This is a genomic window from Streptomyces antnestii, assembly GCF_004005495.1.
In the GTDB taxonomy this organism is placed as follows: Bacteria; Actinomycetota; Actinomycetes; order Streptomycetales; family Streptomycetaceae; genus Streptomyces; species Streptomyces antnestii.
The window spans coordinates 1-18,442 of the sequence record NZ_RZYA01000012.1 but is presented as its reverse complement, the minus strand read 5'-3'; the positions used below and the strand labels follow the sequence as shown (position 1 = coordinate 18,442).

Below are 18,442 nucleotides of genomic sequence, written 5' to 3'. Positions count from 1 at the left end.
GGTGTCTCCAGGGATCGTCGTGGTTCGGGGGTGCGGGGCGGCGGGCCGGTGCGTCACTTCTTGACGGCGTCGAGCGCGTCGACGATGCCGAAGCCGTAGAAGCTGTTGACGCGGCCGCCGCCCGTGCAGGTGGCGTCGACCTTGCCGTCGCCGTTCCAGTCGTACGGCTTGTCCGGGCAGCCCGGGTTGTCGGCCTGCGCCTTGAGGAGGGCCTGGAGCTGCGCCGGGGTGGCCTCCGGGTGCGCCGACTTCAGGAGGGCGAGCACACCGGCCGCGTGCGGGGACGCCATCGACGTGCCCTGGAGGAAGCCGTACTGGCCGCCCGGCATCGTGGACAGGATGCGGCCGTTCTTGGACGGGGTGTCCGTGGGGCTCACGTACTTGTCGCCGCCCGGGGCCGCGATGTCGATGACGTTCTTGCCGTAACTGGAGTAGTACGACTTGAGGTTCGTGACTCCGGTGGCGCTGACGGTGACGACGCCCGGCAGCTGCGTCGGCACGTCGAAGCACTCGTGCGGGTCGATGGTGCGGGTGACCGGCGTCGCGTCGTCGGGGCTGGAGTCGTCGACGATCGCGTCGGAGTCCAGGTCGTCGCCGGAGTTGCCGGCGGACGCGACGTTCACGGTGCCCTTCTTCTGGGCGTACAGCTGGGCCCGGTTCACCGCGTCGACGATGGCCTTCTGGTCCGGGTCGTCCATGCAGTTGTAGAGCCAGGGGTCCACGTAATAGCTGTTGTTGGTGACCTCGATGCCGTGGTCGGCGGCGAACACGAAGGCGCAGACCACGTTCTCCGGGTAGAACAGGCCGTCGTCCGGGTCGCTGACCTTGATGCCCGCGACCTTCACGCCGGGAGCGACCCCGGCGACGCCTATGCCGTTGCGGGCCGCGGCTATCTCACCGGCGACGTGCGTGCCGTGGTAGTCCTCGGCCGGGTTGTACGGGCGCCAGGCGCCGGGCGAGGTGTCGGCCTTGCCGCCGACACAGTTCGCGGACTGCGACGCCGAGAAGTTCGGGGCGAGGTCCGGGTGGGTGTCGTCCACGCCGGTGTCGATGACGCCGACCGTGACGTCGCGGCTGCCGGGGTTGATCCTCGCGGCCTTGTCGGCGCCGATCGCCCGCAGGTCCCACTGGTCGGCCTCGAGCGGCTCGTCACCCGAAGTGGCCTGCGCGGCAAGGGACTTGACCTCATCCTTCGACAGGACCCGGGCGGCGCCCTCGTCCGTGGTGCCGGCCGCCTTCAGCGGGGACGTACGGGTGGCGCCCGCCGAGGTCACGCCGTCGGCCGCGCGGATCCGCCTGCCGAAGTCGGCGGCGGACGAGTGGACGACGATCACACCGATCTTGTCGTACGAGACGACGACCGTGCCGCCGGCCGTGGCGATCGCCTTCTTCACGGAGGCGAGGGTGCGCTGGTCCGTCCCGGTGTTCACGACGTACGCGAGCGACCCGGCGTCGGCCGAGGCCGAACGGGCCGCGGGCGCGGGGGAGTCGGCCGGCGCGGCGGACGCGGCGCCGGGCAGGAAGCCGAGGGAAGCGGTGAGCGCGAGGCCGAGCGGCAGGGTGAGAGCTGGGCGGCGTCTGGAGCGCAGATGAGCCATGGGATCTCCACATCATCCGTCGTATATGGAAAAGCCCGAACACAGTGGTGCCCGGGCAGGTACATGACGCGTGGTGCAGGGGTGAACGTATCCCGGGTCCTCGCAGGCCAGCAATGATTTCCCAAAGAAAACGCATGACCGGGCAAGGCAGTTGAACCGACGCGCGCGTGTCCCCGTGACGTTGAGCAGGGGGCACGCGCACGATCGACGCCCCCTGTCGGATCACGTCGGGCGGCCCTACCATCGCCACCCGGCCCACGTGATCCACGTCACTATGAGGTCCGAGAACGCCATGTCCGCTTCACCCGCCGCACCCGTACCGCGAGGAGACTCCGTGGCCACCGATGCACCGCCACCGTCGAAAGGCGGCTCCGGCACCCGACCCGCACCGCCCACCACGGCGGAATTCATCGCTGAGCAGGAGAGCGCGGAGTTCGCCGAACTGCGCCACACGCACCGTTCGTTCGCCTTCCCGCTGACCGTCGCCTTCATCGCCTGGTACCTGCTGTACGTCCTGCTGTCGAACTACGCGGGCGACTTCATGGGCACCAAGCTCTTCGGCAACATCAACGTCGCCCTCGTCCTGGGCCTCGCCCAGTTCCTGACCACGTTCCTCATCGCCTGGTGGTACTCCCGCCACGCCGCCAACAGGCTCGACCCCAAGGCCGAGGCGATCAAGTCCCGGATGGAGGGCGGCGCATGAGCCCCGCAGTCACGCAGGTACTCGCCGCGGGTGAGGCGACACAGCACCGGCCGCTGATCATCTCCCTGTTCGCGGTGTTCGTCCTCGCCACCCTGGTGATCACCGTCTGGGCGGGCCGCCAGACCCGCAGCGCCGCCGATTTCTACGCGGGCGGCCGCCAGTTCACCGGCTTCCAGAACGGCCTCGCCGTCTCCGGCGACTACATGTCCGCCGCCTCGTTCCTCGGCATCGCCGGCGCCATCGCCCTCTTCGGCTACGACGGCTTCCTCTACTCCATCGGCTTCCTCGTCGCCTGGCTCGTCGCCCTGCTCCTGGTCGCCGAGCCGCTGCGCAACTCCGGCCGCTACACCATGGGCGACGTCCTCGCCTACCGGATGCGCCAGCGCCCGGTCCGCACCGCCGCCGGCACCTCCACGATCGTCGTCTCGATCTTCTACCTGCTCGCACAGATGGCGGGCGCGGGCGTCCTCGTCTCGCTGCTGCTCGGCATCACGTCCGACGCGGGCAAGGTCGGCATCGTCGCCCTCGTCGGCGTCCTGATGATCGTGTACGTCACCATCGGCGGCATGAAGGGCACCACCTGGGTCCAGATGGTCAAGGCCGTGCTCCTCATCGCGGGCACGCTCCTGCTCACCTTCCTGGTCCTGCTGAAGTTCCACTTCAACATCTCCGACCTGCTCGGCAAGGCCGCCTCCAACAGCGGCAAGGGCGCCGCGTTCCTGGAGCCGGGCCTCAAGTACGGCGCCACGCCCACGTCGAAGATCGACTTCATCTCGCTCGGCATCGCGCTCGTCCTCGGCACCGCGGGCCTGCCGCACATCCTGATCCGCTTCTACACGGTCCCCACCGCGAAGGCCGCCCGTAAGTCCGTGAACTGGGCGATCGGCATCATCGGCGCCTTCTACCTGATGACCATCGCCCTCGGCTTCGGCGCCGCCGCCCTCATCAAGCCGGACGAGATCATCGCCTCCAACCCGGCGGGCAACACCGCGGCGCCCCTGCTCGCCCTGCACCTGGGCGGCGTCGACTCGTCGTGGGGCGCGATCCTCCTCGCCACGATCTCGGCGGTCGCGTTCGCCACGATCCTCGCGGTCGTCGCGGGCCTCACCCTCGCCTCGTCCTCCTCGTTCGCGCACGACATCTACGCGAACGTCATCAAGAAGGGCAACGCCTCCGAGAAGGAGGAGATGAAGGCGGCCCGCTGGGCGACCGTCTTCATCGGCATCGTCTCCATCGGCCTCGGCGCCCTCGCCCGCGACCTGAACGTGGCCGGGCTGGTCGCGCTCGCCTTCGCGGTCGCCGCCTCCGCCAACCTGCCGACGATCCTCTACAGCCTCTTCTGGAAGCGCTTCACCACCCGGGGCGCCCTCTGGTCGATCTACGGAGGCCTCTTCACGGCCGTCTTCCTGGTGCTGTTCTCGCCCGTCGTGTCCGGCAACCCGAAGACGTCCATGTTCAAGGGCGTCGACTTCCACTGGTTCCCGCTGGAGAACCCGGGCATCATCTCGATCCCCGTCGGCTTCCTGCTCGGCTGGCTCGGCACCCTCCTGTCCAAGGAGAAGGCCGACGCCGGCAAGTACGCGGAGCTCGAAGTCCGGTCCCTGACCGGCACGGGAGCCCACTGACCTGCGGATCCGGACGGCCGCGCCGCTGGTTGTCGTAGAGACCTACGACGCGGCCGTCCCGCTCCCGTGGGATCGGGCGCCCACGACTGTCAGACCCATCACGTAGGCTCACACGTATCTGACCCGCATCGGAGAGGGGGCCCACGTGCTCATCGACACCTACGGCCGAGTGGCCACCGACCTCCGCGTCTCACTGACCGACCGGTGCAATCTCCGGTGTACGTACTGCATGCCCGAAGAGGGACTGCAGTGGCTGGCCAAGCCCGACCTGCTGACCGACGACGAGATCGTCCGCCTCATCCGGATAGCCGTCACGCAGCTCGGCATCACCGAGGTCAGGTTCACCGGCGGCGAGCCCCTGCTGCGCCCCGGCCTCGTCGGCATCGTGGAGCGCGTGGCCCAGCTGGAGCCCCGCCCCAGGATGTCCCTGACGACGAACGGCATCGGACTCAAGCGCACCGCCGCAGCCCTCAAGACGGCCGGCCTCGACCGGGTGAACGTCTCGCTCGACACCCTGCGCCCCGACGTCTTCAAGACCCTCACCCGCCGCGACCGCCACAAGGACGTCATCGAGGGCCTCGAAGCCGCCCGCGAGGCCGGCCTGACCCCCGTCAAGGTCAACTCCGTCCTGATGCCGGGGCTGAACGACGACGAGGCCCCCGACCTCCTCGCCTGGGCCGTCGAGCACGACTACGAGCTGCGCTTCATCGAGCAGATGCCCCTCGACGCCCAGCACGGCTGGAAGCGCGACGGCATGATCACCGCCGGTGACATCCTGGCGTCCCTGCGGACGCGCTTCGACCTCACGGCCGAGGGCTCCGAGGAGCGCGGCTCCGCCCCCGCCGAGCGCTGGGTGGTCGACGGCGGACCGCAGCGCGTCGGCGTCATCGCCTCCGTCACCCGCCCGTTCTGCTCGGCCTGCGACCGCACCCGGCTCACCGCCGACGGACAGGTCCGCACGTGCCTGTTCGCCACCGAGGAGACGGACCTGCGGGCGGCCCTGCGCTCGGACAGCGGGGACGACGAGATCGCCCGCATCTGGAAGCTCGCGATGTGGGGAAAGAAGGCCGGTTCCGGTCTGGACGACCCGACGTTCCTCCAGCCCGAGCGCCCGATGTCGGCGATCGGCGGCTGACCGAGGCAGGTGCGGGGTCGGTCAGGAATCTCGGTCGGTCAGCAATCCCGGTCGGTCAGGCGTCCCAGTCCTTGAGGGCCACCACGTCCTTGAGGAAGCCCCGCACACCCAGGAACTGGGAGAGGTGCTCGCGGTGCTCCTCGCACGCGAGCCACGTCTTGCGCCGGTCCGGCGTGTGCAGCTTGGGGTTGTTCCATGCGAGCACCCAGACAGCGTCTGCGCGGCAGCCCTTGGCGGAACAGATCGGGGTTTCTTCACTCACGGGTAAGGCCACCAACTACGTCTGAACAAGGCCCCGGAAACAAGGCGACGCCGAGCAGCCACGGGGGGAGCTGCCCGGCGTCGGTCTGTCGCTCCGACGGGGGATGCGGAGCGCGTAGGAAGTATGTCATGGGGGACCGTCCGCCCGGCACCGGATCTACATGATTGATCTGAGCTTTTCTTGAGCTTTGCGGATCGTCCGTGGTCAGCCGCGGTCGCCCGAGTGATCACGCTCTTCCTCGTGCTGCGCCCCGGCCGTGTCCTCCGGAACGGATTCCGCGGGACCCGCCGCGGGGGGCGGCGTGAGCATCGGCCGTGCCGGCGCCCGAACGTACGTCGACGGGAGTGAAGGGGCGTTCTCCCGGCCCGCGTTGGCGATCACGACGGCGATGTAGGGGAGCAGCAGACCGATCACCATGGCCGCGATCGCGACCGGGCGCTCGACATTCCACAGCGCGACACCGAGGATCACGGACACCGTGCGGACCGACATCGAAATCACATAGCGACGCTGCCGGCCGCGGACGTCCTCGGCGAGACTCTGCCTCGCCCCGGTGATCCGGAAAACCTCGCCGCTGCTCTGCTTCCGCATCACGTTCCACCGCCTGCCTGCCCATGCCGGACTCTCCCCGTTCCGACTGCTTCCACGGTACGCCCGGCCTGCGCCGTCGCGGAGACCGGGTCAGGCCCACCTGGGCGCACCCGATCGGGCCGCACCGCGTACGGACGCGCCCGACATGCGCCGTATGGCGTATCGGCCAAGACTGAGCGCAGACGCGCGCCGCGCGCCACGGAGGAGGCGAAAGTATGGGCTGGTTGTGGGCGATCATCGTGGGTCTGGTGCTCGGGCTGATCGCGAAGGCGATCATCCCCGGCAAGCAGCAGATCCCGCTGTGGCTGACCGTGATCTTCGGCATCCTCGGCAGCGTGGTGGGCAACTCGGTCGCCACCTGGATCGGGGTCAACGACACCAAGGGCATCGACTGGACCCGCCACCTCCTCCAACTGGCCGGAGCCGTCGTCATCGTGTGGCTCGGCGACATGGCCTGGGTGGCCCTGCGCGGCAACAAGCAACGCACCTGACACGCAAGAGAAGGGCGGCCCCGCACCAGGTGCGGGGCCGCCCTTCTCTTGCGTGGTGCGCTCAGGCGCCGGCGACCTCGATCGCCGCCAGGTTCTTCTTGCCGCGGCGCAGCACGAGCCAGCGCCCGTGCAGCAGGTCCTCGCGGGCCGGCACGGCGTCCTCGGAAGCGACCTTCACGTTGTTCACGTACGCGCCGCCCTCCTTCACCGTGCGCCGCGCGGCCGACTTGCTCGCCACGAGACCCACCTCGGCGAGCAGGTCCACGACCGTGCCGAGCTCGTCGACCTTCGCGTACGGCAGCTCGGACAGCGCGGCCGCGAGGGTCGCCTCGTCCAGCTCACCGAGATCGCCCTGCCCGAACAGCGCCTTGGACGCGGCGATGACGGCAGCGCACTGGTCGGCGCCGTGCACCAGCGTCGTCAGCTCTTCGGCCAGGGCACGCTGGGCGGTCCGCGCCTGTGGCCGCTCCTCGGTGACCTTCTCCAGCTCCTCCAGCTCCTCGCGGGACTTGAAGGACAGGATCCGCATGTAGGTCGAGATGTCCCGGTCGTCCACGTTCAGCCAGAACTGGTAGAACGCGTACGGGGTCGTCATCTCCGGGTCGAGCCAGACGGCGCCGCTCTCGGACTTGCCGAACTTGGTGCCGTCCGCCTTGACCATCAGCGGCGTCGCCATCGCGTGCACGGTGGCGTCCGGCTCCAGGCGGTGGATCAGGTCGAGACCCGCGGTGAGGTTGCCCCACTGGTCGGATCCGCCCTGCTGGAGCGTGCAGCCGTAGCGCCGGTACAGCTCCAGGAAGTCCATGCCCTGCAGGAGCTGGTAGCTGAACTCCGTGTAGCTGATGCCCTGGTCGGACTCCAGGCGCTTGGCGACCGAGTCCTTCGTGAGCATCTTGTTGACGCGGAAGTGCTTGCCGATGTCGCGCAGGAACTCGATGGCCGACATGCCGGCCGTCCAGTCCAGGTTGTTCACCATGACCGCGGCGTTCTCGCCCTCGAAGGACAGGAACGGCTCGATCTGCGAACGCAGCCGGTTCACCCAGTTCGCGACCGTCTCCGGGTCGTTCAGGGTGCGCTCGGCCGTCGGCCGCGGGTCACCGATCTGGCCCGTGGCCCCGCCCACGAGCGCCAGCGGGCGGTGGCCCGCCTGCTGGAGCCTGCGCACGGTGAGCACCTGGACCAGGTGGCCGACGTGCAGGGAGGCCGCGGTCGGGTCGAAGCCGCAATAGAACGTGACGGGACCGTCCGCGAGCGCCTTACGCAGTGCATCTTCGTCGGTGGACAGGGAGAACAGGCCCCGCCACTTCAGCTCGTCGACGATGTCCGTCACGGTCGTGTGTCTCCTCGAGAAGTGCTGATGGGTACGCGCCAGTCTACGGCCGGGACCGGGGCGGTCAGACGCCCTGGCTGACCGAGCTCATGTTGAAGTCCGGCACCCGCAGGGCCGGCATCGCAGCTCTGGTGAACCAGTCGCTCCACTCCCTGGGCAGTGTCTTTTCCGTGCGCCCGGCCTCCACGGCGCGTCCCAGGAGGCCGACGGGGGACTCGTTGAACCGGAAGTTGTTCACCTCGCCGACCACCTCGCCGTCCTCCACCAGGTACACGCCGTCCCGGGTCAGGCCGGTCAGCAGCAGCGTCGCCGGATCGACCTCGCGGATGTACCAGAGGCAGGTCAGCAGGAGCCCGCGCCCGGTGGCCGCGACCATCTCGTCCAGGGAGCGGTCCTCGCCGCCGTCCAGGATCAGGTTGTCGATCGCCGGGGCCACCGGCAGACCCGTGAGGCCCGCGCTGTGCCGGGTCGTCGTCAGATGCGCCAGCTCGCCCTCGCGCACCCAGTCCGTCGGCGCGAGCGGCAGCCCGTTGTCGAAGACGGAGGCGCTGTCGCCCGAGGCGTGGGCGAGGACGAACGGGGCCGACTCCAGGCCCGGCTCGTTCGGGTCGCTGCGCAGCGTCAGCGGCAGCTCCGTGAGCCGCTCGCCGACCCGCGTGCCGCCGCCCGGCTTGCTGAAGACCGTCCGGCCCTCGGCGGCGTCCCGGGCCGCGGCCGACCACAGCTGGTAGATCAGCAGGTCGGCGACCGCGGTCGGCGGCAGCAGCGTCTCGTAGCGCCCTGCGGGCAGCTCGATACGGCGGCGCGCCCAGTCGAGGCGCCGCGCAAGCTCGGCGTCGAGCGCGCCCGGGTCGACGTCCTTGAAGTCGCGCGTGGAGCGGCCGGCCCACGCCGAACGCGTCCGGTCCGGCGACTTCGCGTTCACCTCCAGGGTCCCGTTCGGCTGGTCGTGCCGCAGGCGCAGGCCCGTCGACGTACCGAGATAGCTCGATACGAGCTCGTGGTTGGCGAAGCCGTACAGCTCGCGGCCGCCCGCTCGGGCGCGGGCGAACGACTCGCCGAGCGCGGGCGCGAAGTCCGCGAAGACGGCCGACGACGTCTCGGCCGGCGCGTCCGTGAAGTCGGGGGAGTGCGGCACACCGGAGACCAGCGGCCCGGCGTCCTCCGCGGGGGCCGCGCCCCGGGCGGCGGCCTCGGCGGCCCGCACCAGGGGCTCCAGGTCGTCCGCGGTCACGGCCGAGCGGGAGACGACACCGGAGGCCGTGCCCTCCTTGCCGTCGACGGTCGCGATGACCGTGAGGGTGCGCCCGCGCGTGACCCCGTTCGTCGTGAGCGCGTTGCCCGCCCAGCGCAGGTTGGCGGTGGAGTGCTCGTCGGCGATGACCACACAGCCGTCGGCCGTGGACAGTTCGAGGGCCCGCTCGACGATCTCGTGCGGCTTGTTCGTACGAGTGCTCAGTCGAGTCATCGTCCGGCCTCCTGCGTGGTGTTGAGAATGTTCACGCCCTTGAAGAGGGCGGACGGGCAGCCGTGCGACACCGCCGCCACCTGGCCCGGCTGGGCCTTTCCGCAGTTGAACGCGCCGCCGAGGACATACGTCTGCGGGCCGCCGACCGCCGTCATCGAACCCCAGAAGTCGGTGGTCGTGGCCTGGTACGCGACATCGCGCAGCTGACCGGTGAGCCGGCCGTTCTCGATGCGGTAGAAGCGCTGCCCGGTGAACTGGAAGTTGTAGCGCTGCATGTCGATCGACCAGGAGCGGTCGCCGACGACGTAGATGCCGCGGTCGACGCCCCCGATCAGGTCCTCCGTCGACAGGCCGCCCGGGTCCGGCTTGAGTGACACGTTCGCCATGCGCTGCACGGGCACATGGCCGGGGGAGTCCGCGTAGGCGCAGCCGTTCGACCGCTCGAAGCCCGTCAGCTTCGCGATGCGCCGGTCCAGCTGATAGCCGACGAGCGTGCCGTCCCTGACCAGGTCCCAGGACTGCCCGGCGACGCCCTCGTCGTCGTACCCGACCGTCGCGAGGCCGTGCTCGGCGGTGCGGTCACCCGTCACGTTCATGATCTCGGAGCCGTACTTCAGCTTGCCGAGCTGGTCGAAGGTGGCGAACGACGTGCCCGCGTACGCCGCCTCGTAGCCGAGCGCCCGGTCCAGCTCCGTCGCGTGGCCGATCGACTCGTGGATGGTCAGCCACAGGTTGGACGGGTCGACAACCAGGTCGTACAGGCCCGCCTCGACGCTGGGCGCCCGCATCTTCTCGGCGAGCAGCTCCGGGATCTCGGCCAGCTCACGGTCCCAGTCCCAGCCGGTCCCGGTGAGGTACTCCCAGCCGCGCCCCACCGGCGGCGCGAGCGTCCGCATCGAGTCGAACTCACCGCTCGACCCGTCCACCGCGACCGCCGTCAGCTGCGGGTGCAGCCGCACGCGCTGCTGCGTCGTCACCGTCCCCGCCGTGTCCGCGTAGAACTTGTTCTCGTGCACGGTCAGCAGCGAGGCGTCCACATGGTCGACCCCGTCCGCCCCGAGGAGACGCGCGCTCCAGTCGGCGAGCAGCCCGGCCTTCTCCTCGTCCGGCACGGCGAACGGATCGATCTCGTACGCGGACACCCATGTCTTCTCGGCGTGCACCGGCTCGGCGGCCAGCTCGACCCTCTCGTCCGACCCGGCCGCCTTGATGACCTGCGCCGACAGCTTCGCCATCGCCACCGCCTGCGAGGCCACCTTCGCCGCCGCGTCCATCGTCAGATCCACGCCCGACGCGAAACCCCAGGTCCCGCCGTGCACGACCCGTACGGCGTACCCCAGGTCCGTGGTGTCCGACGAGCCCGCCGGACGCGCGTCCCGCAGCCGCCAGGCCGCGCTGCGCACCCGCTCCAGGCGGAAGTCCGCGTGGTCGGCGCCGAGGGCCCGCGCGCGGGCCAGCGCGGCGTCGGCGAGGGCCCGCAGCGGCAGCGCCGTGAAGGCTTCATCGATCGTATGGGGCACGGATGTCTCCCTTTGGTGTGGAGCGCTGTCAGGAGCCTCGGGCGCCGGCCGTCCCCGGACGCGGGCACCGGTCAGCTCCGATCATGTCGCGTCGGCGGCCCCCGCGGCCACACTTTTCTGTAGGGACCCGACAGCGACTGTCCGGCGCCACTGTCGGTGGCCGATTCTCCGTATCCCGGGCGGTACCGATAGGTTTTCGAGGTACCAGACCCGCTATCGAAAGGGTGATCCGTTGAGCCGCTCGGTTCTCGTCACCGGAGGAAACCGGGGCATCGGCCTCGCCATCGCCCGTGCTTTCGCCGACGCCGGCGACAAGGTCGCGATCACGTACCGCTCGGGCGACGCCGCCGAGCTGGAGAAGGCCGGCTTCCTCGCCGTCAAGTGCGACATCACCGACAGCGAGCAGGTGGAGCAGGCCTACAAGGAGATCGAGGACAAGCACGGTCCCGTCGAGGTCCTCGTGGCCAACGCCGGCGTGACCAAGGACCAGCTCCTCATGCGCATGTCCGAGGAGGACTTCACGTCGGTCCTCGACACCAACCTCACCGGCACCTTCCGCGTCGTGAAGCGGGCCAACCGCGGCATGCTGCGCGCCAAGAAGGGCCGCGTCGTGCTGATCTCCTCCGTGGTCGGCCTGCTCGGCTCCGCCGGTCAGGCGAACTACGCCGCGTCGAAGGCGGGTCTGGTCGGATTCGCGCGTTCCCTCGCCCGTGAGCTCGGGTCGCGCAACCTCACTTTCAACGTCGTCGCGCCCGGTTTCGTCGACACCGACATGACCAAGGCGCTCACCGACGAGCAGCGCGAGGGCATCGTGAAGCAGGTGCCGCTCGGCCGCTACGCGCAGCCGGAGGAGATCGCCGCCACGGTGAAGTTCCTCGCCTCCGACGACGCCTCGTACATCACTGGAGCCGTCATCCCGGTTGACGGCGGACTGGGAATGGGTCACTGAGCACGATGACGAACTCGTCTGGAATCCTCGAGGGCAAGAAGATCCTCATCACCGGTGTGCTGATGGAGTCCTCCATCGCCTTCCACGCCGCGAAGCTGGCCCAGGAGCAGGGCGCGGAGATCATCCTCACCGCCTGGCCCCGGCCGACGCTGACCGAGCGCATCGCCAAGAAGCTGCCCCAGCCCGACAAGGTCAAGGTCCTGGAGCTCGACGTCTCGAACGACGAGCACCTCGCCCGTCTGGAGGGCCAGGTCCGTGAGCACCTGGGCGACCGTCTCGACGGCATCGTGCACTCCATCGGCTTCGCGCCGCAGGACGCGCTCGGCGGCAACTTCCTGAACACGCCGTTCGAGTCCGTGGCCACCGCCATGAACGTCTCCGCTTTCTCCCTGAAGTCGCTGACGATGGCGCTGCTGCCGCTGATGACCGAGGGCGGCTCCATCGTCGGCCTCACCTTCGACGCGCAGTTCGCCTGGCCGCAGTACGACTGGATGGGCCCGACCAAGGCCGCCCTGGAGGCCACGAGCCGCTACATGGCGCGTGACCTCGGCAAGCAGAACATCCGCTGCAACCTGGTCTCCGCCGGTCCGCTCGGCTCGATGGCCGCGAAGTCGATCCCCGGCTTCAGCGAGCTCGCCGCCGTCTGGGACAGCCGCTCCCCGCTGGAGTGGAAGCTGGAGGACCCGGAGCCCGCCGGCCGCGGCATCGTCGCCCTGCTGAGCGACTGGTTCCCGAAGACCACCGGCGAGATCATCCACGTCGACGGCGGCCTGCACGCGATCGGCGCCTGATCGCTCGTACCCGCCTGACAGCCCTTACGTGGCCGACGCCCCGCTCCCCGCACCGCGCGGGGAGCGGGGCGTCACCCGTTCGGCCCACCGGCCGGGCGGGCGCGCGGGGCCGTCACGCAGGCTGAGAGGGCGTTCCCCCTCACCCGTACGGCCGAGGAGGTCCCCCTTGTGCGCCTCTCCCAGCGTGGTGTCCCGGTCATCGCGATCCTCGTCCTCCTCCTCGCGGTGCCGTACGACGCCGCTTCCCACACCGCTCGAACCGCACCCCACGCGCGCGTGTCCGACGGCGACCGTAGGACCGAACCGTTCGGGGCTGACTGCCGGGTGGCCGTCACCGGCTCGGAGGTGACGGCGTACTGCCACAACCCGTATCCGGAGACCGACGCGGTCAGCCTCCACATCGAGTGCGACCGCTGGTGGGACATCGACAGCGACGGCGCGCCGCGCCCGGCCGGTGCGGCCGAGACCGTGCGGCTCACCGGCCGGTGCTGGAAAGAGGTCCGCTCGGCCTGGGTCAGCCACGCGAGGACTGACGACTGAGGGGGGCAGGACCGGCGAATGATGGGTCAGGAGGTCAGGACTGGCGACTGATGCGCGAGGGCCGTCGTCGGCTCACCGGTCCGCGGGCCGGCCGGGGAGGCCTCAGCGGCACAGGAACGGGTAGCTCGCCGCCTCCGCCGCGGCCGCCTCGGCGTCGCCCGCCCGGATCGCGTCGAGCAGACGCGTGTGGTCCATGTGGTTCTCGGGCGTCAGATGCTCGCCCACGTCGCCGCGCAGGACGTCCCGCAGGACCTCGCCCAGATCCGCGTACATCGCCGTCATCACGTCGTTGTGGGACGCGGCCACGACCGCCAGGTGGAACGTCGCGTCGGCCGCCACGAACGCCTCCGCGTCGCCCGACTCCCACGCGTCCTCACGGCGCACCATCAGTGCGTCGAGCTGCTTGAGATCGCGCTCGGTACGGCGCTGCGCGGCCAGGCTCGCCGCGCTGGACTCCAGGGTCGACCGCAGTTCGGCGACGTGCCGGGTGTCGGCGTCCGCGAAGCGGCGCTGCATCACACCCGCCAGCTCGCTGGTCGCGACGACATAGGTGCCCGAGCCCTGCCGGATGTCGAGCAGGCCGTTGTGGGCGAGCGCGCGCACGGCCTCGCGCACCGTGTTGCGGGCGACACCGAGCTGTTCGACCAGTTCGGGCTCGGTCGGGATGCGCGAGCCGACCGGCCACTCGCCCGACGAGATCTGGGCGCGCAGCTCGGCGATGACCTGTTCGGAGAGAGCCGAGCGCCTGGGGGAGGTCAGGGGCATGACGGTCCTTGGTGCAGTGTCCGGGGCGAACCGGGGGCGGACGGTGTGATGTGACCAGTGTGACCCTGATCGATTGGACATCCAATCATCCCATGAATCTAAGATGGGTTCATGGCCAGTGAGGAAACCCCGACGATGACACAGACCCCGCTACGAACCGAGACCGCACCCGAAGCGAAATCAGCCCCCACGCGCACGTGGACCGTGCGTCTGATGACAGTGGGCATCGTCCTCGCCGCTCTGAACCTGCGCCCCGCCATCACCAGCCTCGGCGCCCTCCTCGAAGAGGTGCGCGACGGGCTCGGCATGAGCGGCAGCGTCGCGGGCGTCCTCACCTCCGTGCCGCCGCTCTGCTTCGCGATCTTCGGCGTCACCGCGCCCCGGCTCGCCAAGCGCTTCGGCCCCGCCGCCGTCGTCTGCTTCGGCATGGCCGCCATCGCCGCCGGCCTGGTCATCCGCCCCTACACGGGGAACACGGTCGCCTTCCTGGCCGCCACAGCCCTCGCCCTGATGGGCATCGCGGTCGCCAACATCCTGATGCCCGTCATCGTCAAGCGCTGGTTCCCCGACAAGGTCGGCACCATGACCGGCCTCTACTCGATGGCCCTGGCCGCGGGCACCTCGACGGCCGCCGCCATCACCGTCCCGGTGACCAGCGCCCTCGGCGGCAGCTGGAAGACCGGCCTCGCCGTGTGGGCCCTCCTCGGCGCCGCCGCCGTGCTGCCCTGGCTCCCGCTGGTCCGACGCCGGAAGGACGCCGCGCAGGAGAGCGGGGCCGCACCGGCCGAGGCCGCGCCCGCCGACGGCGCCGAGGGCGGCGGTCTGCGCATCGCCCGCAGCCGCACCGCCTGGGCGCTCGCCTTCTTCTTCGGCCTCCAGGCCACGGCGGCGTACATCACCATGGGCTGGATGGCGCAGATCTTCCGCGACGCCGGGGTCTCCGCCTCGACCGCCGGTGTGCTGCTCGCCGTCTGCATGGTGATGGGTGTGCCGCTCGGCTTCGTCATCCCGCGCGTCGCCGCCCGGCTGCCCAGCCAGGGCCCGATGGTGGTCTTCCTCGGCGTGTGCGGCCTGGCCGGTTACGCGGGCCTGTACTTCGCCCCGGCCTCCGGAGCCTGGATCTGGGCGGTCCTGCTCGGCATCTCCAACTGCGCCTTCCCGCTGGCCCTCACCATGGTCGGCATGCGATCCCGCACGGGCGCCGGCGTCGTCAAGCTCTCCGCTTTCGCCCAGTCCACCGGTTACCTGATCTCGATCCCTGGGCCGCTCCTCGTCGGCGTCCTCTACCAGCACAGCGGCGGCTGGGGCATGCCGATCGCGCTCATGGCCGCGCTGATGGTGCCGCAGATCGTGGTCGGCGTCTTCGCGGGCCGCAACCGTACGGTCGAGGACGAGCTGGCTCCGGCCGCCGCGCGCTGACCGCCAGGCGGGGTTCTGCCCGGCTCCGGCCCGTCTCCGTCCCGGCTCCGGAAGCCGGGACGGACCCCACCCCGGCTCCGGAAGCCGGGGCAAAGGGTGCGAGACTGGCCGCATGTCGCCTGTGCTCGATCCGAACCCCCAGAACGGCCAGAAGAAGCTCCTCATGGTGCTCGGCGCGATGCTGGCCATCACCGTGATCATCGCGGTCATCGCGTCGATCGCCTCGCCGTGATCACCACGTCACCGTGATCAGCGCTTCGATCCCGTCACCGTCACCGTGACCCGCGTCCCCGGACCCTTGTGGCCGGGGACGGTGGTGCCGGCCCCACCATCCACTGGTGCTGGCCCCACCAACCCCTAGGGGGGCAGTCTCAGGGTCAACTGGGTGGATCACCGGATGGGTTGAGGGCCCCGGCTTCCGTACCTTCGAGATGTGACCGCGAACACCGCGGCCACGGCACCGAGCATCTCGAGGACCCCGGAGGCGTCATGTCGGCCCCTACGCACACCCGGCCCCACCCGGCGCAAGCGGGCGGCGTCGACATCAGGCTCCCGTGGTGGGCGATCGTCCTGCCCGCGATCACCTTCGCCGCGCTCCTGCTTCTCATACGCAATCCGGCCGACGCGCACGCCGCGACCGGCGACCCGGCGCTAGGCCACCTCCTCGCCCGCATCCAGCAGGCGGTGCTGCACACGGCCCCGTGAGCGGCCCCGGAGGCCTTGTTCACCCTTGCAGGTCGAGCACGTCAACTCCCAGCGCCCTATGGCGGGTTTCGTGCGAAGCTGGGACCCATGAGCGTCGCAGAACCCCGCAGGATTGTCCTTTTCCGACATGCGAAGGCGGACTGGCCCCAGGTCTCCGATCATGAGAGGCCGCTCGCGGAGAGGGGACGCAAGGACGCCCCCGTCGCCGGCCGCAAGCTCGCCGACTCCGGTATCGACCTCGAGCTGGCCCTCTGCTCGACCTCGGTGAGGACCCGCGAGACGTGGAAGCTCGCCGTCTCGGAGCTGCCCCAGCGGCCCAGGACCGTGTACGAGGAGCGGATCTACGAGGCCTCGCCCGGCGAGCTCATCGCCGTACTCAACGAGACCCCGGACGACGTGCGGAACGTGGTGCTGATCGGCCACAACCCCGGCATCCACGGGCTCGCCGATGTCCTCGCCGGGAAGGTCGAGGGCGACGCGGGGGAGCGGATGGCCCGGCGCGGCTTCCCGACCTCCGCCTTCGCGGTCCTGTCCTTCACCGGCCCCTGGAAGGCGGTCGAACCGGGCGCGGCCACCCTCCTCGACTACTGGGCGCCGTCCAAGTGACGGCCCCGGTCCCGCGGCGCCGCCGGACCGGACCCTGATACGCCGACGGGCCCCGGTATCGCACGGATACCGGGGCCCGTCGGCGTAGCGGCACGAGTGAGGTGACCCTACTCAGTCGTCACTCAGTCGTCACTCAGTCGTCGTGGGCGTCCGCCGCCTCGACCTCTTCGCGGGTGATGCCGAGGAGGTAGAGGACGGTGTCGAGGAACGGCACGTTCACCGCGGTGTGCGCGGCCTCGCGGACCACGGGCTTCGCGTTGAAGGCGACGCCGAGCCCCGCCGCGTTCAGCATGTCCAGGTCGTTGGCACCGTCACCGATCGCCACGGTCTGCGCGAGCGGCACCCCGGCCTCCGCGGCGAACCGGCGCAGCAGACGCGCCTTGCCCGCGCGGTCCACGATCTCGCCGGTGACCCGGCCGGTCAGCTTCCCGTCGACTATCTCCAGGGTGTTGGCCTGGGCGAAGTCGAGCCCGAGCCGGTCCTGCAGATCGTCCGTGACCTGCGTGAACCCACCCGAGACCACGCCCACTTGATAGCCGAGCCGCTTCAGCGTACGGATCAGGGTCCGGGCACCCGGGGTGAGCCTGACCTCGCTGCGGACCTTGTCGACGACCGACGCGTCGAGCCCTTCGAGCAGTGCCACGCGCGCGTGCAGCGACTGCTCGAAGTCGAGCTCGCCCCGCATCGCCGCCGCGGTCACCTCGGCGACCTTGTCCTCGCAGCCGGCGTGAGCCGCGAAGAGCTCGATCACCTCGTCCTGGATGAGCGTCGAGTCGACGTCCATGACGACGAGACGCTGCGCGCGCCGGTGCAGCCCGGCCGCGACGACCGCGACATCGACGCCGAGCGCCGCCGACTCGGTCGCCAGCGCGGTGCGCAGCGGCTCGGTCTCGGTGCCGGAGACGGCGAACTCGACCGCGGTCACGGGGTACTTCGCGAGCCGGAAGATACGGTCGATGTTGCCGCCGGTGCCGGTGATCTTGGCGGCGATGGCGGCCGTCGTCTCCGCGGTCAGCGGGTGACCGAGCACGGTGACGAGCGAGCGGCCGAGCCCGCGCGGGCGGTTGTCGCCGATGCCCGAGATGATCTCGGCCTGCATCCGCATGGACTCCGCCCAGCTGTGGACGGTGGACCGCAGATCGCCCTCGAGACCGGGCGGCGGCTCCGTGACCAGGGCGCACAGCACGATGCGGCCACGGGTGACGACCTGCTCGATGTCGACGACATCGACGGAGTAGGCGGCGAGGGTGTCGAAGAGCCCGGCGGTGATGCCGGGGCGGTCCTTGCCGAATATCTTGACGAGGAGCGTCGGGACGTCGTCCGGAACTGCGACCGGGACGTCGGCGGGGTGACGGGGCTGCGAAGCACTCATGGTGCTCCCACGTTATCCGGCCCGCGCCGAGTGGCGCGGCGGAGGTCCGCGTGGCGGACACGTCCCACACCCCACCCGACCGGCCGGTTCGCCACGCGCAGGGCGGCCGGTTCGCCATGCGCCGGGCGGGGCGGGGCCCTGAATCCCAGTGGTGCGGGCCTGCCTCTGAAGCCGAACGGTACGAGCCCTTGAATCCGGGCGGTACGAGGCCCCTGAAGCCAGACGGTACGAGTCCTGTAAGCCGGACGACGCGCTTCCTCCCCCCGCCATGACCGGGGCGGGGCCCGCCAGGCGCGCCGGGCCTCAGCGCCGGCCCGGCGGCCTTCCTCCCGACGGCGGCGGCCCGTCCTTCCGGGGCCTCTTCCCCCCGGCCGCCGGGGGGAAGAGGCCCCGGAAGGACGGTGGCCGCACGGGCTAGTCGGCCTTGCCGGACCCGGGATGTCTCCCGGGGCGAGGCGGCGGCACCGGCGGAGTGATCGGCCCCGCATGGTCGGCGTTTAGGGAGGGCCTGGGCGAGTGCGCCCGTCCCCCTGCCGGTCCAGGGGACGAAGAGGCCGAGCGGAACGCCGAGC

19 protein-coding genes are annotated in these 18,442 nt (G+C 70.5%); 11 read left to right on the top strand and 8 right to left on the bottom strand.

Translation table 11 applies throughout. The features are described from left to right. Nucleotides 1-53 precede the first annotated feature (53 nt). The gene (locus tag EOT10_RS23780; protein ID WP_127830344.1) at nucleotides 54-1,598 is read right to left on the bottom strand and encodes a S8 family peptidase; all 1,545 of its coding nucleotides are present in this window, start codon (nucleotides 1,596-1,598) and stop codon (nucleotides 54-56) included. Between the two features lie 334 nt (nucleotides 1,599-1,932). On the opposite strand from EOT10_RS23780, the gene EOT10_RS23775 reads away from it, so the two are divergent. The 3 genes from EOT10_RS23775 (at nucleotide 1,933) to moaA (ending at nucleotide 5,061) form a co-directional block, all read left to right on the top strand. Further along, entirely contained in the window at nucleotides 1,933-2,301 is a 369-nt protein-coding gene (locus tag EOT10_RS23775; RefSeq protein WP_127830343.1) for a DUF485 domain-containing protein, read from the top strand. Continuing rightward, the gene (locus EOT10_RS23770; protein WP_127830342.1) at nucleotides 2,298-3,926 is read left to right on the top strand and encodes a solute symporter family protein; all 1,629 of its coding nucleotides are present in this window, start codon (nucleotides 2,298-2,300) and stop codon (nucleotides 3,924-3,926) included. Before EOT10_RS23775 ends, EOT10_RS23770 begins: the two co-directional genes overlap by 4 nt. Nucleotides 3,927-4,071: 145 nt before the next feature. Continuing rightward, complete coding sequence (gene moaA / locus EOT10_RS23765; RefSeq protein WP_127830341.1) at nucleotides 4,072-5,061, top strand: GTP 3',8-cyclase MoaA; 990 nt, start codon at nucleotides 4,072-4,074, stop codon at nucleotides 5,059-5,061. Nucleotides 5,062-5,116: 55 nt separating this feature from the next. Here moaA and EOT10_RS23760 read toward each other — a convergent pair whose 3' ends face one another. Both EOT10_RS23760 and EOT10_RS23755 read right to left on the bottom strand, forming a co-directional pair. Then, nucleotides 5,117-5,323 (bottom strand): hypothetical protein, encoded by a 207-nt coding sequence (locus EOT10_RS23760; RefSeq protein ID WP_127830340.1) that lies wholly within the window; start codon nucleotides 5,321-5,323, stop codon nucleotides 5,117-5,119. 204 nt (nucleotides 5,324-5,527) lie between these two features. After that, a complete protein-coding gene (locus tag EOT10_RS23755) occupies nucleotides 5,528-5,914 on the bottom strand; it encodes a DUF3099 domain-containing protein (protein WP_127830339.1) in 387 nt (128 codons plus the stop codon). A gap of 215 nt (nucleotides 5,915-6,129) precedes the next feature. Between EOT10_RS23755 and EOT10_RS23750 the strand changes: the two genes are divergently transcribed. Continuing rightward, nucleotides 6,130-6,405, top strand: a complete 276-nt coding sequence (locus tag EOT10_RS23750; protein WP_127830338.1) for a GlsB/YeaQ/YmgE family stress response membrane protein — start codon at nucleotides 6,130-6,132, stop codon at nucleotides 6,403-6,405. 61 nt (nucleotides 6,406-6,466) lie between these two features. Here the strand turns inward: EOT10_RS23750 and tyrS are convergent, their stop codons facing one another. The 3 genes from tyrS to EOT10_RS23735 all read right to left on the bottom strand — a co-directional run bounded on the left by tyrS (nucleotide 6,467) and on the right by EOT10_RS23735 (nucleotide 10,723). Next, entirely contained in the window at nucleotides 6,467-7,735 is a 1,269-nt protein-coding gene (gene tyrS, locus EOT10_RS23745) for a tyrosine--tRNA ligase (RefSeq protein WP_127830337.1), read from the bottom strand. 64 nt (nucleotides 7,736-7,799) lie between these two features. Beyond that, entirely contained in the window at nucleotides 7,800-9,194 is a 1,395-nt protein-coding gene (locus tag EOT10_RS23740) for a metallopeptidase TldD-related protein (protein ID WP_127830539.1), read from the bottom strand. 5 nt (nucleotides 9,195-9,199) lie between these two features. Beyond that, entirely contained in the window at nucleotides 9,200-10,723 is a 1,524-nt protein-coding gene (locus EOT10_RS23735; RefSeq protein ID WP_127830336.1) for a TldD/PmbA family protein, read from the bottom strand. Between the two features lie 232 nt (nucleotides 10,724-10,955). Here EOT10_RS23735 and fabG point away from each other — a divergent pair, with 232 nt between their 5' ends. From fabG to EOT10_RS23720, 3 genes are all read left to right on the top strand, one after another. Next, nucleotides 10,956-11,672, top strand: coding sequence for a 3-oxoacyl-[acyl-carrier-protein] reductase (gene fabG, locus EOT10_RS23730; RefSeq protein ID WP_127830335.1), 717 nt, complete (start codon nucleotides 10,956-10,958; stop codon nucleotides 11,670-11,672). Between the two features lie 5 nt (nucleotides 11,673-11,677). Next, a complete protein-coding gene (fabI, locus tag EOT10_RS23725; protein WP_127830334.1) occupies nucleotides 11,678-12,463 on the top strand; it encodes an enoyl-ACP reductase FabI in 786 nt (261 codons plus the stop codon). 168 nt (nucleotides 12,464-12,631) lie between these two features. Further along, a complete protein-coding gene (locus EOT10_RS23720) occupies nucleotides 12,632-13,003 on the top strand; it encodes a hypothetical protein (RefSeq protein WP_127830333.1) in 372 nt (123 codons plus the stop codon). Between the two features lie 102 nt (nucleotides 13,004-13,105). Here EOT10_RS23720 and EOT10_RS23715 read toward each other — a convergent pair whose 3' ends face one another. Beyond that, nucleotides 13,106-13,768, bottom strand: a complete 663-nt coding sequence (locus EOT10_RS23715) for a FadR/GntR family transcriptional regulator (protein ID WP_127830332.1) — start codon at nucleotides 13,766-13,768, stop codon at nucleotides 13,106-13,108. A gap of 111 nt (nucleotides 13,769-13,879) precedes the next feature. On the opposite strand from EOT10_RS23715, the gene EOT10_RS23710 reads away from it, so the two are divergent. From EOT10_RS23710 to EOT10_RS23700, 4 genes are all read left to right on the top strand, one after another. Then, a complete protein-coding gene (locus EOT10_RS23710; protein WP_127830331.1) occupies nucleotides 13,880-15,187 on the top strand; it encodes a CynX/NimT family MFS transporter in 1,308 nt (435 codons plus the stop codon). 121 nt (nucleotides 15,188-15,308) lie between these two features. Beyond that, nucleotides 15,309-15,419, top strand: a complete 111-nt coding sequence (locus EOT10_RS42640; RefSeq protein ID WP_262985440.1) for an SGM_5486 family transporter-associated protein — start codon at nucleotides 15,309-15,311, stop codon at nucleotides 15,417-15,419. Nucleotides 15,420-15,676: 257 nt separating this feature from the next. After that, nucleotides 15,677-15,892, top strand: a complete 216-nt coding sequence (locus EOT10_RS23705; protein ID WP_127830330.1) for a hypothetical protein — start codon at nucleotides 15,677-15,679, stop codon at nucleotides 15,890-15,892. Nucleotides 15,893-15,979: 87 nt separating this feature from the next. Next, nucleotides 15,980-16,498: a SixA phosphatase family protein gene (locus EOT10_RS23700; protein WP_127830329.1), complete on the top strand. Its 519-nt coding sequence runs from the start codon at nucleotides 15,980-15,982 to the stop codon at nucleotides 16,496-16,498. 133 nt (nucleotides 16,499-16,631) lie between these two features. Here EOT10_RS23700 and serB read toward each other — a convergent pair whose 3' ends face one another. Beyond that, the gene (gene serB, locus EOT10_RS23695; protein ID WP_127830328.1) at nucleotides 16,632-17,870 is read right to left on the bottom strand and encodes a phosphoserine phosphatase SerB; all 1,239 of its coding nucleotides are present in this window, start codon (nucleotides 17,868-17,870) and stop codon (nucleotides 16,632-16,634) included. Nucleotides 17,871-18,442: the final 572 nt, after the last annotated feature.